Genomic DNA, 22,670 nt, shown 5'->3' with positions numbered 1-22,670 from the left:
ACATTTTCGCCAATTTCCACGCAATGATTAGTCTGAGTGCACGGAGTGCCGGAAGCCCAAAGGAGATGGCTCAAGCTCTTCGTGGCCGATTGGACGCGCTGTTGCGAGCCAAGGATCTTGTCCGTCCAGGTATCATGGGTACTGAGCACGAGAGCGAGCAGACAACGATGGACGCGCTGGTGCGCACAGTGTTGCAGCCTTATGAAGATGGCTCGCCTGACCGCATCGTCATAAGCGGACCCAACGTGCCAGTGGGAGCAAGGGCCGTGACGGGCCTTGCTTTAGTGTTGCACGAGACGGCGACGAATGCGGTCAAGTACGGGGCCCTGTCTCGGCCGGATGGTTCGATCCATGTCACATGGAACGCGAGCGGTGACTACTTCAGTCTAGACTGGGACGAAACTGGCGGTCCCGAAATTAATATAACACCGCAGACGCGCGGCTTTGGTAGCACTCTCATCGACCGCAGTGTGACCGGAGAACTGGGAGGTCGGATCGAGCATGACTGGCTGAGAAACGGTCTTAGGCTAAAGCTGAGCATTCCGCTGCAACGCCTTTTAGTTTGAACTTGCATAGCCGATCGCCACCTGATCGAAGGTCCGCTTCGCACCCAGAAGCTGCCACAGCGGGTTATCGGTGTCGTCGATCCTCGATAGCACCCTTGGCTCGCAGATCGGCCCTTATCTTGCGTACGCCTGGCAGCTGAATACCCAAATCGTACGCCTTCCTTTTGACTGACGTAATGGGCCGGTCGAGCGCTGCTGCAGCACGTAGAGCAGACGCTCCGCTGTCGACCAGTGCTTTCAGCTTGGCAACGTCTTCCGTGTCCCATTGCTTCGCAAGGAGTCGCCTGCCCACGGCTATTTCTCCAGCGGCCGAAGCTCACCCTTCAACCAGCCTGCGGCTTGGATCGCGGGATCTGGCTCAACGGCGGTATTGATGAAGCTGCACTTCGGGCATCCGTAGGAATGCACAACGAAGCCCTTTTCCGGCAGAGAGCATCTGATCCAGTCAGTGGTGGCTCCGCAATTTGGACATGGTGGTGTTCGGGTGCGCGGCATGGCAGCACGTCATCAATTACAATATCCGCCCTACATAATATTCTTCAAACAAGTTGCTATCAAGGGAGGCAGAGCTCGCTCAGATCGAGGGAGCGCGCTCAATTCTGTTTTGGAACAGCGAACGCGGAACAACTTTAGAGCGAAGCGCTGCCGCTAACATTTTGCAGACGCACATCGGTTCACCTTTAACGGTAGTGCATCTGCATGTATCGCCGTATGCAAATTTGATCAGCCTGTCGATGTCGCGATCGGCGATAGCTGCTTCAATCTGATCGCTATAGGTCATGAAAATCTCGGCTGCAAACATCGTAAATCTAAGGAGAAGCGTATCAAGAAGGGTTTTGGCCGCCAATGTTGAGAAGTTGCGCTACCGCTGTCAAAAGCTGAGCAGGCGCAAAGGGTTTGGTCAGAAGCACGCTGTTCGGTACTCCTTGGGAGCTCCATTCCGCGGCACTATCGCCGGTCATATACACGACCGCCAGTTCAGGGTCGACCGATCTCGCATGCCTGGCCACATCCCACCCTGATAGCGTGCCGCGACCTAATTTTATGTCAGTCACAAGCGCGCGATATTTTGATCCGGAACTGCCGAGTAGCCTGACCGCTTCTTCGCCGGTGTCAGCCAGGACGACTTTGAATCCGCCGTCATCCAACGTCTCTTCGACTATGTTTCGGATCAGCTCTTCGTCTTCAACGAGCAAGATTACTGGAAGTCGTCCACTGATGCGCCCCCTTGACTGTCGGAGGCGACGGTCGCGCTACAATTGATGCGGAGCCGAAAAGTTCCAATAAACCTTCGATGCTTAGCCGCCCTAGTAATGGAAAGATTGGTCTGAATTGACGCGAGTTGAGCAAAAGCGAGGTGGGATGACGGCAGACCGGTCGCATTGCGATACGGTAAACTGCCCAGCGATCACTTAAACTCGCGCGCTATTTTTTCCTTGATGTCAGTACGGCAACGCTCGGCCTCGCGATAGTAGTCAGCCCGAGTAACAGAGTCTTGTGTTTCTCGAGCAAGCGCCGTTAGACGCCGCATCTCTTGGACCGGTGTTTCGCGAATTTTGATTTTCATGTTTACCTCGTCACGGCGCCTCCGGGGTGACGTGGGTCAAGTCACCAATTGAGGATAATTTCCCCCAGCGGCGCCGAGCCTGACCGGTCCGAAGGGGGTGTGCCGGAGATGGCCTGCTAGAAGACGTCGGCATCGACCTTGCCAACGGCCCTGCGCTATTTCCTATGCCTTAATCGGCAGTCAATGTTGGGCTGCGGTTCTCCAGTGCAGCAAACAGCCTTTCAGAAGCTGACCCTGATCTGCACTCCCCCGATGCGGTCGGCGTTGGCGGAAAGGTCTCCGTCAAGGTGGAGACCAAGCCGGATATGTTCGCTGAGGCGGGCGCTGATGCCGGCGGGGATAAGCGTGCTGTTGTGATCGGCGGCGCTCCGCCGTCGCGATAGCGGCTCAAAAGCCGATAAGTCTGCCGTGGCGTGACGTTCATTAGCCCAGGCGCAGCCGCAACCGTCAGCCTGTTACTGTTCAACCGTGCGAGAACATCAAGACGGTTTAGCTCGCGCTTGTTCATCAACACCACGCTCATCGAAACGACAGCCTCCAGCGTTCCCAAAAGGACAGGAAACTGACATCTGAACTTTGCTCAGTGCTGACATTCTAGCTTTGCTGCTACACGAGGCATTCGTCCTTCGAGTGTTATGGAATGCACGGCTAAGGATACGGTCCGAGATTATTTTGGCGCGGTCCTACTGCGGCAGCTCAGCGGCGAAAACAGGCGGAGCGTTTTCGCCGAGCCAAGGGACGGAAGCGCTCCGGGGCAGGCTGCCCGATCTAGCCGTAATTTGGCAATGCGGTGGGAGCCCGCGAAGCGGGCTGCTAGCGCTACCAGGCGTAACGCACCACCCCCTTGCCCGCGTAGCTGCGGCTGACGTCGGAGAATTCGCCATCGAAGGTGGCCGCAACCGACCAGCCGCCTTTGAAGGACATTTCAGCCGAGGCCGAAGTCAGCGCCGCATTGTGGGCAGCGCGGGCGCCGTTCACGGTGAAGGTCGAACCGGGCAGCGACTGGAACACGGCGCTGACGTTGCGGTCGTTGTTGTAGTCATGCGCCCATGCGGCACGGCCGCGCAGCGTGAGAAGCGCATCGTTGACGGCGAAGGACTTGTCGCCGCGCAGGCCGAGTTCGGTGCGCGTCGAGGTCACGGTCTTCGCCGCGTAATTCAGAGCGAAGCCGCCGGCTCCGTTGGCGGATGTTTCCGAGTAGCCCGGCAGGTCGAACGCCGTGACCTGCATCGCCGCATAGGGCGTTACGCCGATGCCACCCAACGTCGGCATCAGCCAGCGATTGCCGCCTTCGATACGGCCCGAATACGCATTGGCGCTGAAGTTTGCGCGCAGGCGTTCGGTGCCGACAGCCGTGATCAGACGATCGGTGCTGATATCCTGCCAGCCATAGGCTGCGGTCGCGGTGATGTAGGACGACGCGAAGCTGTGGCGGACGAACGCGCCGGCCTGGAATAGATCGGACCGGCCATTGCCGCCATTTGCTACCGAGAAACTGGTGCCGCCACCGGCAAGCGCGAAGCCGGCCACGGTCGACGGCGAGAACCAGTAGTCGGCGCCGACGGCAGCGCCGGCGATGTTGCCGGTGGTGCGGTTCGAGCCGAGGGCCGTATTGCCATCGGTGGTGCGCGAACCGCCGAAGCCGGCGGCCCACGCGTTCCAGCGTGCCTCATAGGCGCGCGGCGGCGCCTTGGTGAACATCGCAAAGGCATCCCGCTCACCGCGCGAGCGCTTGCGGCCGTCCGGCGTATAAGCGAGCGCGTCGTCGTCGGCAGCGAAAGCCGAAGCACCCGGTGCAGTGCCGCCGCGGCCAGCGGTGAAGGGATCCGACATCACGCCCATGAACTGGGTCATGGCATCGAAGGTGGTCTGTTGCGCGCCGGTGATGGTCTCGCCCGAGATTTGCGTCAGGGCATTGAGGAGATTGTTGCCGGTCAGCACGAAAAGCCCGTTGAACGACGCAGGCATGATCGCACCGGCCTCGAGCGCGTTGTCGATTCCGGTGGCGACGTTCCTGTGGTTGATCGAGGCATTACCGGGCAGGCTCGGGTTGAGCAAACCGGGATCGAGGGTCAGCAGCACGTCGTTGCCGACATAGCTCAGCCGTGCATTGCGGCCGAAATTATTGGTCAAGGAAGCGCTGTCGAATGTGCCACTGAGCGTGCCCGCATTGAAGATCGTATAGGTCGTGGTGGATGCGAGACGCGCCAGCGGATCGACACTGACCTTGCCGGCGATGGTGGCTGTACCCGTCACGATCGTCTTGTCCGACAACGTGCCGGAGACCTGCACCAGATAGGTCGAGGCCGCGGTCATGGTCAGGCTGCCGATGGTGAGCGTGCCGATGGAATTGCCGGGCGCCAGCGTGCCGCCATTAATGACGGTGGCGCCGAGCACACCATTGCCGCCGAGTATGCCGCCGGCATTGACCGTGAGCAGGCTGGCGGCAGCGAGATTGCCGTTCACCGCGAGCGTGCCGCCATTGACGTTGACGGAGCCGGTATAAAGCGACGTACCGGTCAGCGACCACAGCGAGCTGTCGATCTTGTTGAAGGTAGTGAATCCGACATATTGAAGTGCTGGGTCCAAGCCGAGCTGCGAGATATCGAAGCTTCCGGTGCCGGTACCACCGAGCTGCAATGTGTTGCTGCCAACGGGAGCGAGGACCTGGCCTGAGATGACGGAGGTTGGCGCCAGCGTGAGCGTGTTGCCGCCGCTTTGGAAAAGCATCGCTGCGCCGAAGAACAAGGGGTCGGTGCCGCCGCGGATGGTGCCAGCGTTGAAGATCGACACGCCGGTGCTTGAGACATCTCCGTAAATCGCGACCCCAGCGGCGCTGATACTTGCTCCCGCGTTGTTGACAAGCTGCAGTCCGCCGCCGACAACGGCAATGCCGGAGCCGCCTGATGAAATCGTTCCGAAATTGGTGAGGGACAGGTTCGCAGCAGTGATGGCGGTATCGGGGAAGCTCGCGGAGATACTTGCGCCGGCGTGATTGACCAGCGTGCCACTCCCGAAGACTCTGTTGATGATGCCGAAATTGTTGGTATTCAGCACGCCGCCCAACAGCCCGATCACGCCCGTTTCCGTATTGAGCACCGTGCCTGTCGCGCCGCTGACCCCACCGAGATATCCGGAATTCTGCGCGACCATATCGGCCCCCGCGATGACGTTGCCGTTGATCGTTGCGCCGGCCCGGTTGATCAGCGTCAGATTACTTTGAGAGGAGGCGGCTACCGTGCCCGCGCCTCCGACCGTAATGGTTCCTGAATTGTCGAGGTTGAGCGAACCACCACGCCCGAATATTCCGATTGTCGGACCGGAAATGACACCGCCAGCCCGGTTGATCACCGTGCCGCCGTTGAGGACATCGATGCCGGCCGTGGTCGTGCCGGTGATGCTTCCGGCATTATCGAGGGTAATGCCGCCGTTGGTCGAAACGACGCCGTTGGCACCTGAGATGACACCGCCGGCATGATTGGTCACCGTCACGTCGGAGGCCGCACTGATGCCGTTACCGGTCGTTCCGGTGATGCTTCCTGAATTGTCGGCGTTGACGGCGCCGCTGGTCGAAGCGACGCCGTCCACTTGACCGGAGATGGCGCCAGTCGCGTGATTGGTCAGCGTCACGCCGGTGGCCGCGGTGATGGCAGTCCCGTTCGTGCCGGTGATCGAACCCTCATTGGTCACAGCGAGAGAGCCGGTTGCGCCGACGATGCCGTTCGTCCAGCCCAGGATCGTGGAGCCGACACCGTTGTTGATCACGGCATCGCCGACCCAGATGCCGTGACTGGCTCCGAGCGTTGATCCCTGCACCGACGCGTTATTGAGGACGTTGATCGTGATGCCCGTTTGATTGCCGGTGCCGTAGCCATTGGGCGAATTCTGTTCGGTGGTCGTCAGGTCGCAGGTCACCGTCGTGCCCGGCGCAGGTGTGGTTGCATCGACGGCGCCAGGCGTACATGCGGCTTGCGCCAGTGTTGCCGTGGTGATTGTCACGCCGACCACCAGAGCCGCGCCCGTAGCGCGCTGCATCAACCGCTGTCCCCGACCAAACTGCACGTTCGCCCCCATCGATTTCACGCCTGCGGCGCATGTCACGATGGAGTTCAACAACGGACCGGGGCACCTCCACAACCATTAATAATGGCTTCTGCCCAAAACATGTGATGCAAGTGTCTGAAAGAGCTCACTTTCTAACAATTACTCGACAATTCAAGAACAATGCCGCAACATTCCACACGCGATGCGTGTAGCAGATAGAAGGCGTGAAAATACCGATATGTCGTTGTTGTGCATGCCTGACGGAACCCCGGCTCGATTCGGCGTCGACACGCGCTGACACACGCAACAGGGTGGCACCGCCATGACCGCGTGCGTCCGTCAGCTGAGCCTTGTCGCAGTCTGCGGCCATCGCCTTTGTCGGCGCCATCGTGCTGCATGTGCTGTAGGGCTCGTGCTTATCCCCGTTATTGCGAGCAGCGAGCGCCGACCAACAGAACCGGCGGCGGCCTTCCTGTCGACTTAGAACCAAGTTGCGCAGGACAACTGGCCGCATCCTGACGGTGGCGCTTCCAGACGGTGGCAGGGTAAGAAGTAGATAAGCGCAGAATCCTCCGTTGCGAAACCGATGCTCGGTTTCGGTGCCAGGTCGAAAAGCGCGACTGGAGTTTGGAATGAGCAAAGCGCAAGGTCCCACTTTCGGAGAGCTGATCCTGGACGAAACCTGCCTGTTCGCGCGACGCGGCGGCACAACCATCCAGTTCACCCGCAACGAGCGCGCCCTGTTGCTTGCCTTTTCGCGCAACCCGCACCAGTTGATGTCGCGCAGCCGGCTGATTGAGGAGATCGCGTCGCCGGAGAACGAGTCTTCCGATCGCAACATCGATTTCCTGGTCAACCGTCTGCGCACCAAACTCAACGACAGCGCCAAGATGCCCCGTTACATCGCTACGCAATATGGTGAGGGCTATGTCTGGATCGCCGAGCCGTCGGCGGTGCCGGTCGCAGCGCCGCTGACGGGACCGATCGATGCCTATCTCGCCATCGTTCCGGCCTTTGCTGAACAAGGCGCGCGCATCGACCCGAGGGCTTCACAACTACTCGATCGCTTGCGCGACGGAATCGCCATCGACCTGTCGCCCGCGCAGACAATCGTCATCGTCGACGACTGGCGCCACGGCGTCTCAAGCGGGCTGCGCTATTTATTGCAGGTGAGCTTTCAGACCGCCGGCGATCGCCTCGATTGCACGGCGGCGCTGCGCGAGATGCCGTCAAAACGCATCGTCAGGGCGTTTCGCCTCGATCTCGCCGACAGCGCATCCTTTGCGTCAGAAGCGACCCGGGTTTCGCACGGCACGATCATCGAGCTGCGAAACGCGCTCACCCACGCATCGGCGGGCCTCGGCACGCCGTCCGACCAACCGCTGGATGTCCGCCTGCGCAAGGCGTCGACCCTGCTGTCGTCGTCCAGTCCGGCCTGGCTCAAGAAGGGCCAGGAGCTCAGCGCAGCGCGTGCGCAAAATCCGGCCGATCCCGACATTGCGCTGCAATGGTGCCTGCATCTGTTCGCGCGCCTCGTGCTCGCGGATCCCTTCACCGGCATCAGCAGCGAAGAACGCGCCGAGATCGAGGGCGAGATCGAGGCCACGGCGCTGGATTGTCTGCCGGCGATCGAGAACAATCCGCTGCTGATGCTGGCGGCCGCCAAGGTGTTGTATTTCGTCCATCGCGGTCATCTCGACCTCGCCGAGGATCTCGCCGATCGCGCCTTCGCACGCACGGCCGACTTCGCGGCCGCGCTGCCCCTGATGGGTCAGTTGCGGCAGGCACGGGGCAACTTCAAGGAAGCCGTCATCCTGTTCGACCGCGGCATCGAGATGGCCGATCCGGAGTCCGCGTTCCTGCTCTATCTGCGCGTGCTGAAATGCATCGCGTTGCTGGCGTCGGGCGATCGCAGCGCGCTCGATGCCGCCAACACCTTCACCTACGATATTCCTCACAGCCCCGCGCTTGTCGTGATGATCGGCATGACCATGACGGCCGCCGATCAGCCGCTGTCAGAGGCCGTGGAGAAGACGCTGACCGCGGCCGGCTCTATCGGCGTCCGCAATGCACTCGAGTATGTCTATTTCACCTCAGTGCGTCATCTCATCGCACGAACAGCACGCGCGAATGTCATGCGCGGGTTAGTCGCGCATGCGATGCGTCTGCACGGTGCAGTGGCGATTCCGCCTATCGTCCCGGCCGGCACCGGCCTTATCGTTGATGCGTGACCGCGGCTCCAGTTGGCTCATCTGGGCCATCATGGAGCGCTGGGAGATCGCGCAGCCGCGATGACCTGAAGTCATCTACGCGGTCGAGACCCGAGATTTACCTACGACGGAAATCGGCTGCGCGCGGGCGTGAGTAGACGTGTCCGCTTTGCGTCCGACATCGGACATTCGCCCGTCGGATGTTATGGAATGTCGGAAGCTGCGACGATGTACGAAGGCGACCGCCGGCAAACTTCTTTGCAAAGGCCGGATCCGGCCATTGGCGAGCCTTCAGTCCTGCGATGATCGTTATCCCATTCCGTTGGACTGTCTGGCCGCAGTCAGAACCGCGGCTTAACGGCAGGATGAGCAGCAATGCAAAATGACCCGCCGGAGAGTAAATTGGCTTGAGTGTTGCCATTCTGGCACGCGTCATTCTATGCGCGACGCCTATGTTGCTTGAACAGTGACCCATTCTTCTGAAGAAGCGAGGATGCAGATCATGAAAAGGCACTTGCTAGCTGCTATTGGACTTCTTGTGATGTCAGCACCGGCTATGGCTGCTGATCTTCCTGTGCGAGCATACAAAGCACCACCTGCTCTCGTGGCCGCCGTTTATGATTGGACAGGTTTCTATATCGGCATCAATGGCGGCTGGGGATCTAGCCGCAACTGCTGGGGTATTGTCCCATTGGCTGGTGCAACGATCGCAGACGGCTGTGCCGACCGCTCGGGAGGGGTTTTTGGTGGTCAGGTCGGTTATCGTTGGCAGTCTGGACAATTTGTCTTCGGCCTCGAAGGTCAAGGCGATTGGGCGGATCTCACGGGATCCAGCGTTAGTACACTCAACCCTGTCTATTCGACGGGCGTCAAAGTGGATGCGCTTGGCCTCATCACGGGCCAGATTGGTTATGCTTGGAATGCCTCCCTATTTTACCTGAAAGGCGGCGCTGCGACCGCAAGAAGCCGCCTGGACGTATGGAATACGGCGAGCGGCATCAACGTGGCGTCGGCTAGCGCAACTCGATGGGGCGGCGTCGTTGGTATCGGATGGGAATATGGCTTCGCGCCAAACTGGTCCTTCGGTATCGAATACGATCGTCTCTTCATGGGGGATGCAAATAACTCGTTCTCGGTGCCCAATCCCATTCTAGCCGGTGCAGCTAACCGGATTGGACAAGACGTCGATCTAGTCACGCTACGCATAAATTATCGCTTCGGCGGCCCGGGTAGTGTGGTTGCCAAGTACTGACTAATCGACGCATCAACGCGTGAAGGACCGGCCACTGTCCGGCCCTTCACAGCAGTGAATTTGCGACAATGAGTTACATAGCGTTTACTTGCGACAGACCTGCGCGCACCTTGCAAATGGTGAAATCGCGCGTGCGTAGGGAAACGGACCCCGGCGACTTCGGTTTAAAATAATCCGGCCGGACGTCACGTTTCGGAGGCCTCTACTCTTGCCTGTCTAGCAGAGATCCCTCGATCTACGTCACGGAACCTTTGGTACTCATCCTAGCTTTTTGCTGCACTGAAGGCGGCTCCGACCAACTTCCAGCCCGCAAGCAAGAAGAGGTCAGAAATGCATTCCAGAAAGGGTCGCGCGATAAAGTCTGCAACTATTGCGGGGTCTGCTGTCACGTACTGTTAGGACTTACTGGCGTCGCTGTTGGTCGCGCGCCGGCTAGGGCCGTTGTGTATTGTCAGTAGGTCGGGTACCCGCTGAGTTGCATTGCGCGCGCCGGCGTCGCGCGCAGACCCCGCCCGGTGGCGCGCGCTGCAGTCAGTCCTAATGCAGGCGACAATTTGAACGTGCCTTAACGGCGTTGGCGTGCGGCGATAGTTCGTAGCATTAGTTCCGTGTGAACAGCCGAGCTCGCGCGGCGTTTCTCTCGCGCTTTTGTAAGCACGACTTTCGAATTCCAGCACAAAATGCCTGATTGTATGCCTGATTGCTTCCACAACGGGGCGGTAGCCGGCGTCGGATCGTACAATGATCAGGTGTGAGTATGCCAATCAAGCAACGTTGGGCGTTCGCCGGGCTCCCCTTGGATCATGCCGAGCCCCTCAGTCGGCGTCCGAAGGCAGGATCGCATCCTGCAGAGTGGGCAGCTTGCGCCATCAAGGGGCAACCGGGCCGGAAAAACGGTCTAGAACAAATTGAAAGCCCGCAGCACAATTCGAGGCAATTAATGGCAATGGTTCTGCCCTACTTAGTGAGGCCTCTATCGGCTTCCTAACAATCGTGTTGTGCGGCGAATTACATAGGTTAATGTGGCTCAGTGTTGAGGGACCTTGGTCATCTGAGGTTGACGCCATGTTTGCCGTCCGGGACGCAAAGTGGTTCCGCAAGGAATCCGAGCACTGCCTAGCGCAGGCCGATGAAACGATTTGCCTGTCTTCAAGGGCGCAATGGCTGCTTTTTGCCGATTAATGGATGGGCCACGCGGAGATCGCTGAGACATCAGTCGCGATTAGTCTTGGCGATCGCTTAGTGAGAGCGGAGTTTCGGATGGGGGCTGGTCGCGAAAAAGTCACGCGGGTAGCGCTTACCCTTGATGTCCGCCCCGTGCAGCGCATGAAGTCGTCGCGCCGCTCGTCCTTATTGCCTTTCCATCGATAGTCCAGTTTGAGCTCAGATTCTCTGTAATCCCTGGCGGGAATGAGCGAGTTTTCCTGGGGCAGATCGCACTCAGCAGATGGAAGTCCGGTCGAAACTGAGAGATCGGAATGCACCTGATGTAAGCAACTTCGGGGTGTCAGCTGGCTCGGCGAGCGCGGCCAAAATCTTCACCCCGGCCGCTTCGCGCCGACGGCGGCCCCGATTCTCCCGTCCAGATGCGACGGGTCAGCGAATATCTCGCTGTGTTGTCGCCGGCGTGGCTAGCGCAATCCGGAGTTCTTATCGCCAGTTCTTTTGCATCGCAATCATAACGGTGTTGCTCTTGTTCTTTTTACAGTACTCAGTGACCACCTTAGCGTTACGTTTGACATATCGTAGATCCAGCTCGTTGAGATTCTTGGTCGCGCTGAAATATCCGCTCATCCACCAGCCCACCAGCGCTTGGCGTTCCGCATCTATCTTCAAAAATTGCCCGCAAGTGACCTGCGAAAGGTCGAGTATAACCTGCGCGTTGGCCGGCAAAAGTCCGATGCCCATTAACACAACCAAACATGACACAATGTGCCTGCTCATACTATCACCGTTCTTTGTTATGATTGCGCTATCGGCTTATCGACCGCTGAAGTCCCGACATAACCGTTTGGCTTGGATTGGAAGCGCACCAAGACTTTAGGTTCGCGACATTCTTGGCATATGCATCCAGGTCAACGTAGACATAGCCGGACTTCTGATTGAACCAGCCACTCATCCATGCCGAGAAGACAGCTGAGTCTGACGCTGACAGCGCCATATACTGCGCGCAGCTAACGCGGGCCATGTCCACGGTTACTTGAGCATGCGTCGTTGATGACAAAAGTATACCGAGGAGGGGAAAGTAGGACAGCTTCTTCATGATGGGCTCCTGATGCGAGCACTTTCGTGGGTCGGCCGGGACAAGTGTTGATCTACATCAATAGTCGGCACAACACTTCTTATGCAATGAGCCGTCCGCCCGACGGACTATCGGTGGAGAAGAATAATGTTCAGATCAGCAGCATTAATTTTGCTTGGGTTATCGTTCGTGTCTTCCGCATATGGCATGACACCGACGCCCGTCCCTCGACCAGACGCTATGCTGCATGAAATCGCGATCGGGTGCGGCCCCGGCCGAACGCGAATAGACGGTATATGCGTCGCGCGTACGACTGTCCGCCAAACTCGCCGTGCAGTTCGTAGATGTGTGCGATGGCAGGCCGGTGTCTGCGCTGCCTACCAGTAAGATCCCCGATTCCGATTGATTACGGCAACAGATTGATTCACTACGTCTTCACGACGTGGCGGCTCGCCTGGACGACGCACGGTCATTTCAGATGCAGGCCGCAGATCATTCCTGCAAGGAGCACCTGCAGCGTGCAGACCCATATGTTTCAGCTGCGCAACCGCTTGAACCTCGCGTGTGGAAATACGGTTTCATTGATCTAGGTCACCATTTGCTCGCGAGAATTGCATCCGATGAGTCATGGCAAGACGCTGGTTGATGTAAGTCGGTGCAACCGAGGCGTTTTCGCAAGAATTTGCGATGCTAGAGCTTTGTCGTATTTGGGCCAAGATGACTTACATCTGGTACGTCACATTTGAAGTGCCCAAAAGCAGCACTTTGGTGCCACGGCGTAACCCTCGACTAAGTAAGATTTTTGAAACCGAGGCGGAAGCGAAAGAATTTGCGCGACAGAAGGTCGACGCTGGTCTGATCGTGTCCGCGGGCACAATCAATCCCCATCGTCCAAGAGTGGGAATTCCGTCGGAAAAGATTTTTGCTTGGTTTGAAGCAAGTCAAGGGACTGGGCAGTCAGATGAGAACGGCGCAGCGACTTAGTGGGGATAAAACGGCGGCTCCCAAGCCGCCGTTTCTTCAGTCAAGCTTACCGACACACCTGCACTAAGCTATCCGACGCAACATAAAGCGCGCCAGGAGTACAATAAGGGCCGCTAGCATAGCTATCCTGGTAAGACGTCCGGGCAGAGAGGGGACCGTCGTAGTATCCGGTACCTAAGGAAGGACCGCGGCCCTCTCCCCAAGGCTGATTGGCAGCAACGGCTGCTGCTGTGCCAACGGCGGCAACACCGACTCCCGCCCGCACAACACTTCCGCCATACCCGTATGCGGTCCGCCGGTTTTGTCGGCGCGCAACTCCGGCGACGCTTACTGGCGTCAGTGGCCGACCGACCCTTGCCTCCGCGTTATCGACTAAGAGCGATACGCCGTGTTGCTCAGACCAGCTGAATGACAACAAGGCGGCACACACAAAGGTCGCGATCGCAACCGAAGCCTTAATCAGATTTGCCTGCTTCATGGGTTTCTCCATTACCGCTGCCCGCCCCATGTTGAAGCACATTCCTCGCCCTAGAAAATTGGTTGATCTAGATCAACGTAATCTCCGCTGCAGTATTAAGGATTGAAGATGGGGACGAGCGCAACGGAGGAAAAAGGTATGAGAACGACTCTGCGAACAATGGTTATTGCTGCTGCAAGCCTGGCTTCTGCGACGCTGCTGTCGCCGGGCTGGACTGAGCAAAGTGGCTTATCGCTGACAGTTAGTCAGGCGGGGGCACAGACCCGCGTTTACATCAGGAGAGGTTATCTCGGAAGCCACTACTACACTGCGGCTGGGCTGCCTTGGTACGCCGTGAGGGCCTACCATTATGATGGGCCATGGAGCGGCCCCGGATTCAGCTATGCGAGCTGGAGCGACTACGCTGCGCGCAATGGTATCGGCTGTACGCCGGGCACTGCGATTAAGGGCGGCGATGGCATTATGTATAATTGCCAGTAAAGCCGAGGTTGCTGGACTGGGTGAGATCATCCACTCAGTCGAGCAAACTTGCGCTTCTGGGATGGTTTGGCCGCGCGTTGCGGACTCTCACAATTATGGATCCTCTATGCCTGGCAACCAGCAGTAATATATCCCGCGTATAGATTGTCCTTACTGAACAGGCTTAGGTCGGCTTTTATGTCCGGCAGGTGTGCAAGTTCAAACCGAGCGTCTGGAATGCCATTGTGGTGACGTAGGTGCAGGTGCGCTCGGCCGGGGGCCCGCCGACCGGAGCCTATCAAGTCCAGTCGGCGCAAATGCCGATCACATCGCGGCCGATCTCTTGCCGAACAACCGAGCTAGCTTGCCAAAGTTGATCGGCTGGAAATATCACACATACAGCAGGACGCGCATCTCGCCCGCGGACAGTGCGCTGCCCGGCTCGATCGCCACGGCGAGTAAATAAACAATGCGGTCTCGACCTGGATGGGCCTTACATCATGGCCGAAGACCTCTGGTTCTACTGCCTGAGTTCGTTGGCAAAGCCGGCTGGCAGATCAGAGGATGGAATCTGACTGCGATAATGCGCGAGGACTTGAAGTCGAATAGCGGACGACAGATTTCCCTGATCCCGTTTGCGGTCGATCTCGCTCACCAGATTGGACATTGTGATCCTGCGGGCATCCGCGATTTCCTTGATGCCGCTCCAGAACGCTTCTTCCAAGCTGACGCTCGTCTTGTGGCCGCCGACGACAATTGACCTTTTAGCTACCGGAGACTTCATCTGACTGCTCCCTGGCTTTTCCCGCTCATGGTAGGTGGCTTAAGAAGCTAACCCTATAGCAAATTGGCTTTCAACAACTCCTTCGTCTGCATGGGGACGCACCACACGAGTTCGCGGAGAGACGCTGCCTAGCGACGGTGATGTATTTCGGCGCTCCCTATTGTTTCTTGGCTTTTTTCTGGATGTGGCGTGCAGCGCAAAAAGCCGTTTCTGAACGGTCTGACCGCGATCCCAAGCGTCACCTGCAGCAGGACCGGGAGTCTGGGTCAGCAGCCAGATAAAACCGGAATGAGTCCGGCTCCTAATTTGAGCAGCACTAATGCTCGTCGTGGTCGTTGCCATAGACCACTTCACCCGTGTCCGTCGCGAACAGCCTGTCTTTGCTGAGCAGGCCGGCATCCTCGAGCGCCTCGATGTCCGGCAGATCGCGCAACGTGTCGAACCCGAACTGCGCCAGGAATGCCTTGGTGGTCACATAGGTGTAGGGCGCGCCGGGTTGCGGCGCCCGCGGACCGGAGCCGATCAGGTCAAGCCTGCGCAAATGCCCGATCACATCACGGCTGATCTCTTTGCCAAAGAACCGGCCGAGCTCGGCGCGGGTGATCGGCTGGAAATATCCCACACACAGCAGCACCTGCATCTCGCTCGCCGACAGCGGGCTGCTGGGCTCCCCTGCCCCGGTCGCGGTACGGATCGCGTCCGCAAATTGTTTGCGGGTGCGGTGCTGCCAGCCGCCGGCGACGGCGACCAGCTCATAGGGCCGGCCGCGCAGCTCGGCCTGGATGTCATCGATGATCAGATCGAGATTACAGTCGGGTCCGACGACCTTCGCCAGCATGGCGCGGGTGACCGGCTCGGGTGATGCAAAGATCACCGCTTCGACGCGGCCCATCCATTCGCGCCAGCGCAGCGCGCTCGGCAGATCCGTCAGCGTGGTGTCCAGCGTAACGTTGGCTCTTGGTCGGCGTCCCATCCTACAGCCCGTACAGTCTGAAGGTCGGCCGCCCGGTCAGTTCGCGGACGACGCCGAGCGACACCAGGCGTTCGAACAGCCGGCGGCTGGAGCGATCGCTGGCGGTCTGCCCTCCCCGCGCCGGTTGCGCGTCTTCGCTGAGCAAGGTCGCCACCATGGTGTCGGCATCCCGGCCGCGCAGTTTCGGCGCCGCGGCGAGCAAGCGATCGGCGCGGTGTCCGAGTTCTGCATAGCGATCCCATGCGGCCGCCGCGGCGCAGGCATAAGCCAGGCTGCAGGCCCGCATCCAGCCTTGCTCATCGCAGTTGGTTGCCGCCCGGCGCAGACCATTGCCGGTGAGATGGGCCGCCAGCAATGGCACCGGCGCCGGCCAGCTGAGGTGATGGGCGAGCACGGCATCGGCGAGCCACAGCGCCAGCGGCCAGCAGTCCGGTCGCAGCCGCAGGCTCATCGCCGCCGTTGCCGCGGCGGCCTGCACCGGATTGCCGCCGCCGATGCACTGCGCGAGCGCGCATGCGATCGCCTGCTGCAGTGCCTCATCGTCGCGGAAAGCCAGCAGCGCCGGCAGCATCGTCGGCCAAGTCTCCTTCAGCGTGAGCGCCTTGCCGGTCCCGAGCCGGCGCCAGGCGCCAAGCAGCTGCCCGGCGGGGCCCGGATCGTCGCTGCTCTGGCGCAGATACCAGTGATCACGCAGCATCGCTTCGTCTTCCGTGCGGCCGCCCTGCCCGGCCAGCCTAGCCGCGCATGTGAGCGCGAGGCGCTGGCGCCATAACGTGCCAAGCAGATGCTCGTCGCGCGCGATCGGGTGCAGCGCCGCCAGCGCTGCGCCTGCCACAAATGGCGCATCGTCGGCGCGGCCTGGGATATCGCGCAGCCGCGCCCAGCCCGGCATCGGCGGGAAGCGGCGGGGCGGTGCGGGAATCAGGCGGACGCGAGAAGACATGCCGCAGCGTAGGTGAGCGCGGCGCTTTGCGCCATAAAATCTGCCCAAACCGCCCCAGGTTATGGTTAATAAAAACGAGTGATAATGTTGCCTTATCGTTCGTTTTGCCAATAGTCGCTGGCATGAGTCCTGACGCCCCCTCCAGCGCCGAATCCGAGACTTCAGACGGCGCCGCTCTGCCTGACGGCGCGGCCGCCGCCGGCGATCGTGCGGTCGCAGACCCGGCGGGTGACGGCCCCAGCACCCTGCCCGTCCCGGCCAGAGATCTCCGGATGCCGCCGCAGCTCGCCCGGCTGGCCGACCGCGCCCGCGACTATGTCGATGCCGCAAGCTCCGCCAATACCCGCCGCGCCTATGCCGCCGACTGGACGCATTTTGCCGCCTGGTGCCGCCGCCATGACCTCGAGGTGCTACCGCCCTCGCCGCAGACCGTCGGCCTTTACGTCACCGCCTGTGCCTCTGGCGCCGCGGCCGCCGATGGCCTGCCGAATTCGGTGTCTACCATCGAGCGCCGACTGTCGGCGCTGAGTTGGCATTGCACGCAGCGCGGCACTGCGCTGGACCGGGCCGACTGCCACATCGCCACCGTGATGGCCGGCATCCGCAACACCCATGGCGCCCCGCCCCGGCAGAAAGACGCCGTGCTGCCCGAGGACATCATCGCCATGCTGGAGACGCTGGGGCGCGGCACCCTGCGCGGGATGCGCGACCGCGCCATGCTGCTGCTCGGTTTTGCCGGCGGGCTGCGGCGCTCGGAGATCGTCGGCCTCGATCTGCACCGGGACGACACCGAGGACGGCCGCGGCTGGGTCGAGATCTTTGAGAAGGGCATGCTTGTCACTCTGCGCGGTAAGAACGGCTGGCGCGAGATCGAGATCGGCCGTGGCTCGTCGGATGTCACCTGCCCGGTCACGGCGCTGCAGACCTGGTTGAACCTCGCCCGCATCGGCCACGGCCCGCTGTTCCGCCGGGTCACCGGCCAGGGCAGGGAGGTCGGCCCGGATCGGCTGCACGACCAGGAGGTCGCCCGGTTGGTCAAGCGGGCCGCGCTCGCTGCCGGCGTCCGCGCCGATCTGGATGAAGGCGACCGGGAGAGCAAGTTCGCCGGGCATTCGCTGCGCGCCGGCCTGGCTTCCTCCGCCGAGGTCGACGAACGCTACGTCCAGAAGCAGCTCGGCCACGCCGGCGCCGAACAGACCCGGAAGTACCAGCGGCGCCGAGATCGGTTCCGGGTCAATCTGACCAAAGCGGCAGGGCTGTAGTCAGAAGTCGGTCATCCTCAGGCGGAGGTAGCTGGGCCGGGACGCGATTGAAAATCGACGAGGCGCTCATTATAGTCATACTAGTCATATTAGTTAGGGAGCGTGGTTGTAATGTCCCAAACAGCTTCAACAAGCGGGTCGGACCTGTGGACCGTTGCAGGCGCAAAGGCGAGGTTTTCCGAAGTGATTGAGCGAGCCCAAACCGATCCGCAAATTATCACCCGGCATGGCAAACCCAGCGTCGTCGTTGTCTCGGCTGACGAGTGGGCGCGCAAGACCATCCGAAAGGGCTCGTTGGCAGAGTTTTTGATGCAGTCGCCACTCCGAGATTCTGATCTCGATCTGGAGCGTCTTCACGATCAGCCACGAGACATCGATCTGTGAACGTGTTGCTTGATACCAACGTGCTCTCGGAAGTTCGTCGACCTGCTCCGGACCTAAAGGTTCTAGGGTGGCTGGATGCGTTAGACGAAGACCGGGCCTTCATCAGCGTCGCGTCAATCGCTGAGTTGAAGCGCGGGGTGGCGCTTATGGATGAGGGCAGGCGCCGTGACACGTTGTCGGTCTGGCTCGCTGAGGATTTGCCTGCTCGCTTCGGTGAGCGCATCATCCCGATCGATTCCCAGATTGCTGAGCGCTGGGGGGATCTAATGGCTTACGCGCGAAAGAGCGGTGTAGCGCTCTCTGTCATGGATGGATTTTTCGCCGCGACGGCTCTCGTCCGCGAGCTTGTTCTTGTCACGCGCAATACCAAGGATTTCGTTCCACTGGGGGTGCCGGTGTTCAACCCTTGGATCGACGAGCCTTCGATATGATGCACGTGAGGCTTCCGAAGCAGTCGGTGGCCGTCTGGCAGTTCAGTTGTCAGCGTACCACTCGGAGGAAAACGGCGTTCAGTTGTACGCGTACAACAGGTGTGGCGGTACTATCTGCGGCCACGCTGTTAACCGCTTGTTAACTCAATAATACTTGCGGGGGCGCAAGAATCGGGCATTAGTGTGGATCAGCGCATTTTTGGGCCAACTGCTCAAATTTCCGCAGATGCAGAGATGATCCGATATGCCGATTTCAAAGTCCCTAGATCATAATTTCCAAGATTTGCGGTCACTCATCAACGCAGATGCAGAAGAGCTGTCTACACGCTTACGCGCTCAGCAACTTCGTGATTTTCCGCCGGCCGCTGAAAAGACTATCCGCCGATTTTCCTCAGCTGAAACGGCCCGCTTCATTGGCATCGCTGAAGGGTATTTGCGGCAGCTTGTCGCTGAAGGGAAGGGGCCGGCTGCGCCGGCTAACAGCCGCCGAAGTTACTCGATCGAGGACGTCGACGCCCTCCGCAGCAATCTCGATGGCGCGAGCAAGGGGGGGCGTCGCTACGTGCCTCACCGGCGAGATTCTGAGGCACTCCAAGTCATCTCCGTCATGAACTTTAAGGGTGGTAGCGGTAAGACCACCACCACGGCTCACCTCGCCCAATACCTTGCTTTTCGAGGTTACCGCGTCCTTGCAATAGACCTCGATCCGCAAGCCAGTCTTTCGACCCTGTTTGGACATCAGCCCGAACTCGATGTCGGCGAGAACGAAACGATTTATGGCGCTATCCGCTACGACGCTGAACGCCGCCAAATGGCGGAGATTGTGCGTGGTACCTACATTCCCAACCTCCACCTCGTCCCGGGTCAACTCGAACTTATGGAGTTCGAGCATGAGACGCCAAAGGCGCTGATGACGAGGCAGAGCGATGATTCAATGTTCTTCGCGAGGATTGGCGAGGCGTTAGCGCAAGTCAGCGACGCGTATGATGTTGTCGTGATCGATTGCCCGCCGCAGCTAGGCTTTCTCACACTGTCGGCACTCTGTGCTGCAACGTCGGTTTTGATCACCGTTCACCCACAGATGCTCGACGTAATGTCGATGTCTCAGTTTCTTAATATGACCGGAAGTCTGCTCGATGTCGTAGCAAATGCCGGTGGCGCAACCCAGTACGATTGGATGCGATACCTGGTTACCAGGTACGAGCCTAGCGACGGCCCACAAACGACAATGGTTGGCCTCATGCGCTCGATTTTTGGTTCGCGCGTGCTGACCCACCCGATGGTGAAGAGCACTGCCATTGCGGATGCAGGGCTCACTAAGCAAACCCTTTATGAGGTTGAACGACAGCAGTTCACGCGCGGCACGTATGACCGGGCAATTGAAGCGCTCGACGAAGTGAACGGCGAAATCGAAGGACTGATTAGACAGGTCTGGGGCAGGAGCTGATTATGGCGCGAAAAATCAACTTCGACCCACCTGCAAGCGAAGACGCCCCGGCAGTAGCCGCACCGGAAGCGCGTGAGGGGACAGCGCTACGCACGCGCCCTCTCCTCGGGCTTGAGCGCACGATCAAGCAGTCGGGCGCGCTGGGTGCCATATCACAGTCACTGGGCGGCATTTCGGAGAAGGTCAAACGGGCGGACGAAATCGAACAGAAGCTCATCGAAGGGCAGGTTATTGTCGAACTGGATCCTGGCCTCATCGATAACTCGTTTATTGCAGACCGGATGGAGGGAGCAGAGGAACAATTCGCAGCGTTTCGCGAGCTCATCCGCCAACACGGTCAGAATGTTCCTATTCTTGTTCGTCCCCACACTCGAGAACCGGAACGCTATGAAGTCGCATTCGGTCATCGCCGCCTGAGGGCCGCTCGCGAGCTCAATATCAAGGTGAGGGCAGTAGTTCGACCCCTCACGGATGAGCAATTAGTTATTGCACAGGGTCAGGAGAACAGCGGTCGTACGGATCTTACCTTTATCGAGCGAGCGCGATTTGCTGCGCGCCTTGAAGATCGTAAATTTTCGCGCGAGGTCATTATGGCTTCGCTTAACGTCGACAAGGCTGCTCTTTCCCGGCTTATCGCCGTGGCCACTCGTGTGCCCGCATTGGTGATTGACGCTATTGGACCAGCGCCGGCCATCGGCCGTGTGCGCTGGCAGGAGTTAAGCGACCTCCTACAAGATGACGACAAGCGCGGCCGGGCTGTTGAAATTGTGAACTCACCCACTTTCGCTGCGATGGACACTGATCGACGTTTTGAAACGGTTGCCGCTGGCGTGCGCGGGCGGATAGCTCGCGCACGCGCCGAAGCTTGGACCGCCGATGACGGGACCCAGGCCGCCAAAGTATCGCGTGAGGGTAAGAAGCTTACCCTCTCATTTGACGATCGCGTTGCGCCGAAGTTTGGCGACTTCGTCAAGGAGCGGCTGCAGAAGCTTTATGATGAATTTAAAGCCGGCGACCAGTCGGCGTGAATCCCAGCTTGTCCGGCGGAATGAGCCGACCGGATCAAGACCCGCAACCAACCCGGAGAATCAAAGGCAAAAGAAAAGGCCCCCGAAACGTCACCGTCCCGGAAGCCTCTGTCGTGTTTGGCGACTGACAGAGAATCACCTCCGCGAATCGTAGTCAAGTCTCTCGTGAGAGACGGCGTCGTTTTGACGAGCGCATTTTCTTTGCCCTAACTGAGGCAATGACATGCAGTCACATTCCCCCACGACGCCCTTTGGGCGGCGGTCGCTGACGCTTGCCCATGTGGCAAGCCAGATGGTGGCCACTGAGAGGCCACCTGAGAAGGTCGTGCACAAATGGAAGGTCTATCAGACCATCTGTGCCGCCCGACCAAGGCTCGCGGTTTCCGAGCGATCGCTCTCGGTGCTGAACGCGCTCCTGACATTCCATCCCGAGACCACGTTGACGGGTGAGGGCGATCTGATCGTCTTCCCGTCCAACCATCAATTGTCGTTGCGCGCGCACGGGATGCCGGCATCCACGTTACGGCGTCATCTTGCCGTGCTGGTCGATGCCGGCTTGGTCGTTCGGCGCGATAGCCCGAACGGCAAGCGCTACGCCCGCAAGGGTACCGCAGGTGAGATCGAATTCGCCTTCGGCTTCGACCTGTCTCCGCTGGTTGTTCGATCGGAAGAGTTCGCAGGCCTCGCCGCCGAGATCCAGGCAGAAGCGCGGGCGCTCAAGCTTGTCCGTGAGCGGATCACGCTTTGCCGGCGGGACATCGCCAAGATGATCGCTACGGGCATCGAGGATGATGTCCCGACACGCAGCGGAGGGCAGGGCCCCGCCGACTGGCAGGAGGTCCACACGGCCTTCCGCTCCATCGTGGATGGGATTCCGCGCACGGCGACCAGGCAAGAGTTGGAGCCGATCGCCGAGGAGCTTTCGCAGCTTGCTGACGATGTCCTCAATCTTCTCGAAACACACATTAAATCCAAGAATACGAGCGCCAATGAGTCCCATTCCGAGCGTCACATACAGAGTTCAAATACAGACCCCCTTATTGATCTTGAACCTAGCCTTGCAGAAGGCAGGGCTGAAATTCTCGAGACAAAGCCGCGGGCAGAGGCGAGGGTGGAAGCGACCTATCCGTTAGGGATGGTGCTGAACGCCTGCCCCGACATCGTCGATTACGCGAAGAGCGGAATTGCGAACTGGCGCGATTTTCTCGCCACCGCCGCGGTCATCCGGTCGATGCTGGGGATCAGTCCAAGCGCTTGGGAGGAGGCCGAAAAGGTGCTCGGAGAAACGCCGGCCGCGATTGTTGTTGCGTGCATCCTGCAGCGCGGCGAGGCGATCAGATCCGCCGGCGGCTACCTGCGCGGGTTGACGCAGAAGGCGAGGGACGGGGAATTCTCACTCGGTCCGATTTTGATGTCGCAGATCAATTCGAAGCTTCGTGAAAAGCGGCGGGCGTGACGCATGGCCGATCAGCTCACGAGTAATCCGCTCAATCGGGCGCGCGAGCGGGAGCGGGGCAGCATCGACAAAACCTGTTCCGCGCCGGAACAGGTTACGGGGACGCGGGCATCGGTAAAGCCGCAAGTGCTGTTCTTGAAGAGTACAGCACTAAACGATG

19 protein-coding genes are annotated in these 22,670 nt (G+C 59.7%); 10 read left to right on the top strand and 9 right to left on the bottom strand.

Annotated elements, in window-relative coordinates:
- The coding region (locus AB8B02_RS30795; protein ID WP_439066008.1) for an HWE histidine kinase domain-containing protein at positions 1–566 on the top strand (566 nt) is incomplete at its 5' end.
- Between the two features lie 574 nt (positions 567–1,140).
- Here the strand turns inward: AB8B02_RS30795 and AB8B02_RS30790 are convergent.
- From AB8B02_RS30790 to AB8B02_RS30775, 4 genes are all read right to left on the bottom strand, one after another.
- Positions 1,141–1,347 (bottom strand): hypothetical protein, encoded by a 207-nt coding sequence (locus AB8B02_RS30790; RefSeq protein WP_439066007.1) that lies wholly within the window; start codon positions 1,345–1,347, stop codon positions 1,141–1,143.
- 43 nt (positions 1,348–1,390) lie between these two features.
- A complete protein-coding gene (locus tag AB8B02_RS30785) occupies positions 1,391–1,762 on the bottom strand; it encodes a response regulator (RefSeq protein ID WP_439066006.1) in 372 nt (123 codons plus the stop codon).
- 212 nt (positions 1,763–1,974) lie between these two features.
- On the bottom strand, positions 1,975–2,133 hold the full coding sequence (locus tag AB8B02_RS30780; protein ID WP_439066005.1) for a hypothetical protein: 159 nt from the start codon (positions 2,131–2,133) through the stop codon (positions 1,975–1,977).
- A gap of 819 nt (positions 2,134–2,952) precedes the next feature.
- Complete coding sequence (locus tag AB8B02_RS30775) at positions 2,953–6,168, bottom strand: autotransporter outer membrane beta-barrel domain-containing protein (protein WP_439066004.1); 3,216 nt, start codon at positions 6,166–6,168, stop codon at positions 2,953–2,955.
- Between the two features lie 641 nt (positions 6,169–6,809).
- On the opposite strand from AB8B02_RS30775, the gene AB8B02_RS30770 reads away from it, so the two are divergent.
- Both AB8B02_RS30770 and AB8B02_RS30765 read left to right on the top strand, forming a co-directional pair.
- A complete protein-coding gene (locus AB8B02_RS30770; protein ID WP_439066003.1) occupies positions 6,810–8,408 on the top strand; it encodes a winged helix-turn-helix domain-containing protein in 1,599 nt (532 codons plus the stop codon).
- 481 nt (positions 8,409–8,889) lie between these two features.
- The gene (locus AB8B02_RS30765) at positions 8,890–9,639 is read left to right on the top strand and encodes an outer membrane protein (RefSeq protein ID WP_439066009.1); all 750 of its coding nucleotides are present in this window, start codon (positions 8,890–8,892) and stop codon (positions 9,637–9,639) included.
- A 1,650-nt stretch (positions 9,640–11,289) separates the two neighbouring features.
- Here the strand turns inward: AB8B02_RS30765 and AB8B02_RS30760 are convergent.
- Both AB8B02_RS30760 and AB8B02_RS30755 read right to left on the bottom strand, forming a co-directional pair.
- Positions 11,290–11,547, bottom strand: a complete 258-nt coding sequence (locus tag AB8B02_RS30760) for an HdeA/HdeB family chaperone (RefSeq protein ID WP_439066002.1) — start codon at positions 11,545–11,547, stop codon at positions 11,290–11,292.
- 64 nt (positions 11,548–11,611) lie between these two features.
- Positions 11,612–11,902 carry an HdeA/HdeB family chaperone gene (locus AB8B02_RS30755; protein WP_439066001.1) on the bottom strand — a complete coding sequence of 97 codons (291 nt, stop codon included), beginning with the start codon at positions 11,900–11,902 and terminating at the stop codon, positions 11,612–11,614.
- Positions 11,903–12,598: 696 nt separating this feature from the next.
- On the opposite strand from AB8B02_RS30755, the gene AB8B02_RS30750 reads away from it, so the two are divergent.
- A complete protein-coding gene (locus tag AB8B02_RS30750; protein WP_439066000.1) occupies positions 12,599–12,865 on the top strand; it encodes a hypothetical protein in 267 nt (88 codons plus the stop codon).
- Between the two features lie 1,457 nt (positions 12,866–14,322).
- On the opposite strand, the gene AB8B02_RS30745 is transcribed toward AB8B02_RS30750, so the two are convergent.
- From AB8B02_RS30745 to AB8B02_RS30735, 3 genes are all read right to left on the bottom strand, one after another.
- A complete protein-coding gene (locus tag AB8B02_RS30745; RefSeq protein WP_439065999.1) occupies positions 14,323–14,586 on the bottom strand; it encodes a ribbon-helix-helix domain-containing protein in 264 nt (87 codons plus the stop codon).
- A 316-nt stretch (positions 14,587–14,902) separates the two neighbouring features.
- On the bottom strand, positions 14,903–15,559 hold the full coding sequence (gene scpB, locus AB8B02_RS30740; RefSeq protein ID WP_439065998.1) for an SMC-Scp complex subunit ScpB: 657 nt from the start codon (positions 15,557–15,559) through the stop codon (positions 14,903–14,905).
- 1 nt (position 15,560) lies between these two features.
- Positions 15,561–16,502: a DUF1403 family protein gene (locus AB8B02_RS30735; RefSeq protein WP_439065997.1), complete on the bottom strand. Its 942-nt coding sequence runs from the start codon at positions 16,500–16,502 to the stop codon at positions 15,561–15,563.
- A 122-nt stretch (positions 16,503–16,624) separates the two neighbouring features.
- On the opposite strand from AB8B02_RS30735, the gene AB8B02_RS30730 reads away from it, so the two are divergent.
- The 6 genes from AB8B02_RS30730 (at position 16,625) to repC (ending at position 22,510) form a co-directional block, all read left to right on the top strand.
- Positions 16,625–17,764, top strand: coding sequence for a site-specific integrase (locus tag AB8B02_RS30730; RefSeq protein ID WP_439065996.1), 1,140 nt, complete (start codon positions 16,625–16,627; stop codon positions 17,762–17,764).
- A 111-nt stretch (positions 17,765–17,875) separates the two neighbouring features.
- Positions 17,876–18,148, top strand: coding sequence for a type II toxin-antitoxin system Phd/YefM family antitoxin (locus AB8B02_RS30725; protein ID WP_439065995.1), 273 nt, complete (start codon positions 17,876–17,878; stop codon positions 18,146–18,148).
- Complete coding sequence (locus tag AB8B02_RS30720; RefSeq protein WP_439065994.1) at positions 18,145–18,579, top strand: type II toxin-antitoxin system VapC family toxin; 435 nt, start codon at positions 18,145–18,147, stop codon at positions 18,577–18,579. Before AB8B02_RS30725 ends, AB8B02_RS30720 begins: the two co-directional genes overlap by 4 nt.
- Before the next feature lie 244 nt (positions 18,580–18,823).
- The gene (gene repA / locus AB8B02_RS30715; RefSeq protein WP_439065993.1) at positions 18,824–20,026 is read left to right on the top strand and encodes a plasmid partitioning protein RepA; all 1,203 of its coding nucleotides are present in this window, start codon (positions 18,824–18,826) and stop codon (positions 20,024–20,026) included.
- A gap of 2 nt (positions 20,027–20,028) precedes the next feature.
- Positions 20,029–21,054: a plasmid partitioning protein RepB gene (gene repB, locus AB8B02_RS30710; RefSeq protein ID WP_439065992.1), complete on the top strand. Its 1,026-nt coding sequence runs from the start codon at positions 20,029–20,031 to the stop codon at positions 21,052–21,054.
- A 223-nt stretch (positions 21,055–21,277) separates the two neighbouring features.
- A complete protein-coding gene (repC, locus tag AB8B02_RS30705) occupies positions 21,278–22,510 on the top strand; it encodes a plasmid replication protein RepC (protein ID WP_439065991.1) in 1,233 nt (410 codons plus the stop codon).
- Positions 22,511–22,670: the final 160 nt, after the last annotated feature.

The organism is Tardiphaga sp. 862_B3_N4_1 (genome assembly GCF_051811085.1).
Lineage (GTDB): Bacteria > Pseudomonadota > Alphaproteobacteria > Rhizobiales > Xanthobacteraceae > Tardiphaga > Tardiphaga robiniae.
Note: the sequence above shows the minus strand (reverse complement) of the source record. Positions and strands in the feature narration are given on the sequence as shown.

Excerpts from the sequence above, each read along its gene's own strand:
- AB8B02_RS30745 (WP_439065999.1), bottom strand. The coding sequence starts at position 14,586 with ATGAAGTCTCCGGTAGCTAAAAGGTCAATTGTCGTCGGCGGCCACAAG.
- AB8B02_RS30755 (WP_439066001.1), bottom strand. The coding sequence starts at position 11,902 with ATGAAGAAGCTGTCCTACTTTCCCCTCCTCGGTATACTTTTGTCATCA.
- AB8B02_RS30760 (WP_439066002.1), bottom strand. The coding sequence starts at position 11,547 with ATGGGCATCGGACTTTTGCCGGCCAACGCGCAGGTTATACTCGACCTT.
- repB (WP_439065992.1), top strand. The coding sequence starts at position 20,029 with ATGGCGCGAAAAATCAACTTCGACCCACCTGCAAGCGAAGACGCCCCG.
- AB8B02_RS30790 (WP_439066007.1), bottom strand. The coding sequence starts at position 1,347 with ATGACCTATAGCGATCAGATTGAAGCAGCTATCGCCGATCGCGACATC.
- AB8B02_RS30765 (WP_439066009.1), top strand. The coding sequence starts at position 8,890 with ATGAAAAGGCACTTGCTAGCTGCTATTGGACTTCTTGTGATGTCAGCA.
- scpB (WP_439065998.1), bottom strand. The coding sequence starts at position 15,559 with ATGGGACGCCGACCAAGAGCCAACGTTACGCTGGACACCACGCTGACG.
- AB8B02_RS30735 (WP_439065997.1), bottom strand. The coding sequence starts at position 16,502 with ATGTCTTCTCGCGTCCGCCTGATTCCCGCACCGCCCCGCCGCTTCCCG.
- repA (WP_439065993.1), top strand. The coding sequence starts at position 18,824 with ATGCCGATTTCAAAGTCCCTAGATCATAATTTCCAAGATTTGCGGTCA.
- AB8B02_RS30730 (WP_439065996.1), top strand. The coding sequence starts at position 16,625 with ATGAGTCCTGACGCCCCCTCCAGCGCCGAATCCGAGACTTCAGACGGC.
- repC (WP_439065991.1), top strand. The coding sequence starts at position 21,278 with ATGCAGTCACATTCCCCCACGACGCCCTTTGGGCGGCGGTCGCTGACG.
- AB8B02_RS30770 (WP_439066003.1), top strand. The coding sequence starts at position 6,810 with ATGAGCAAAGCGCAAGGTCCCACTTTCGGAGAGCTGATCCTGGACGAA.
- AB8B02_RS30750 (WP_439066000.1), top strand. The coding sequence starts at position 12,599 with ATGACTTACATCTGGTACGTCACATTTGAAGTGCCCAAAAGCAGCACT.
- AB8B02_RS30780 (WP_439066005.1), bottom strand. The coding sequence starts at position 2,133 with ATGAAAATCAAAATTCGCGAAACACCGGTCCAAGAGATGCGGCGTCTA.
- AB8B02_RS30725 (WP_439065995.1), top strand. The coding sequence starts at position 17,876 with ATGTCCCAAACAGCTTCAACAAGCGGGTCGGACCTGTGGACCGTTGCA.
- AB8B02_RS30775 (WP_439066004.1), bottom strand. The coding sequence starts at position 6,168 with ATGCAGCGCGCTACGGGCGCGGCTCTGGTGGTCGGCGTGACAATCACC.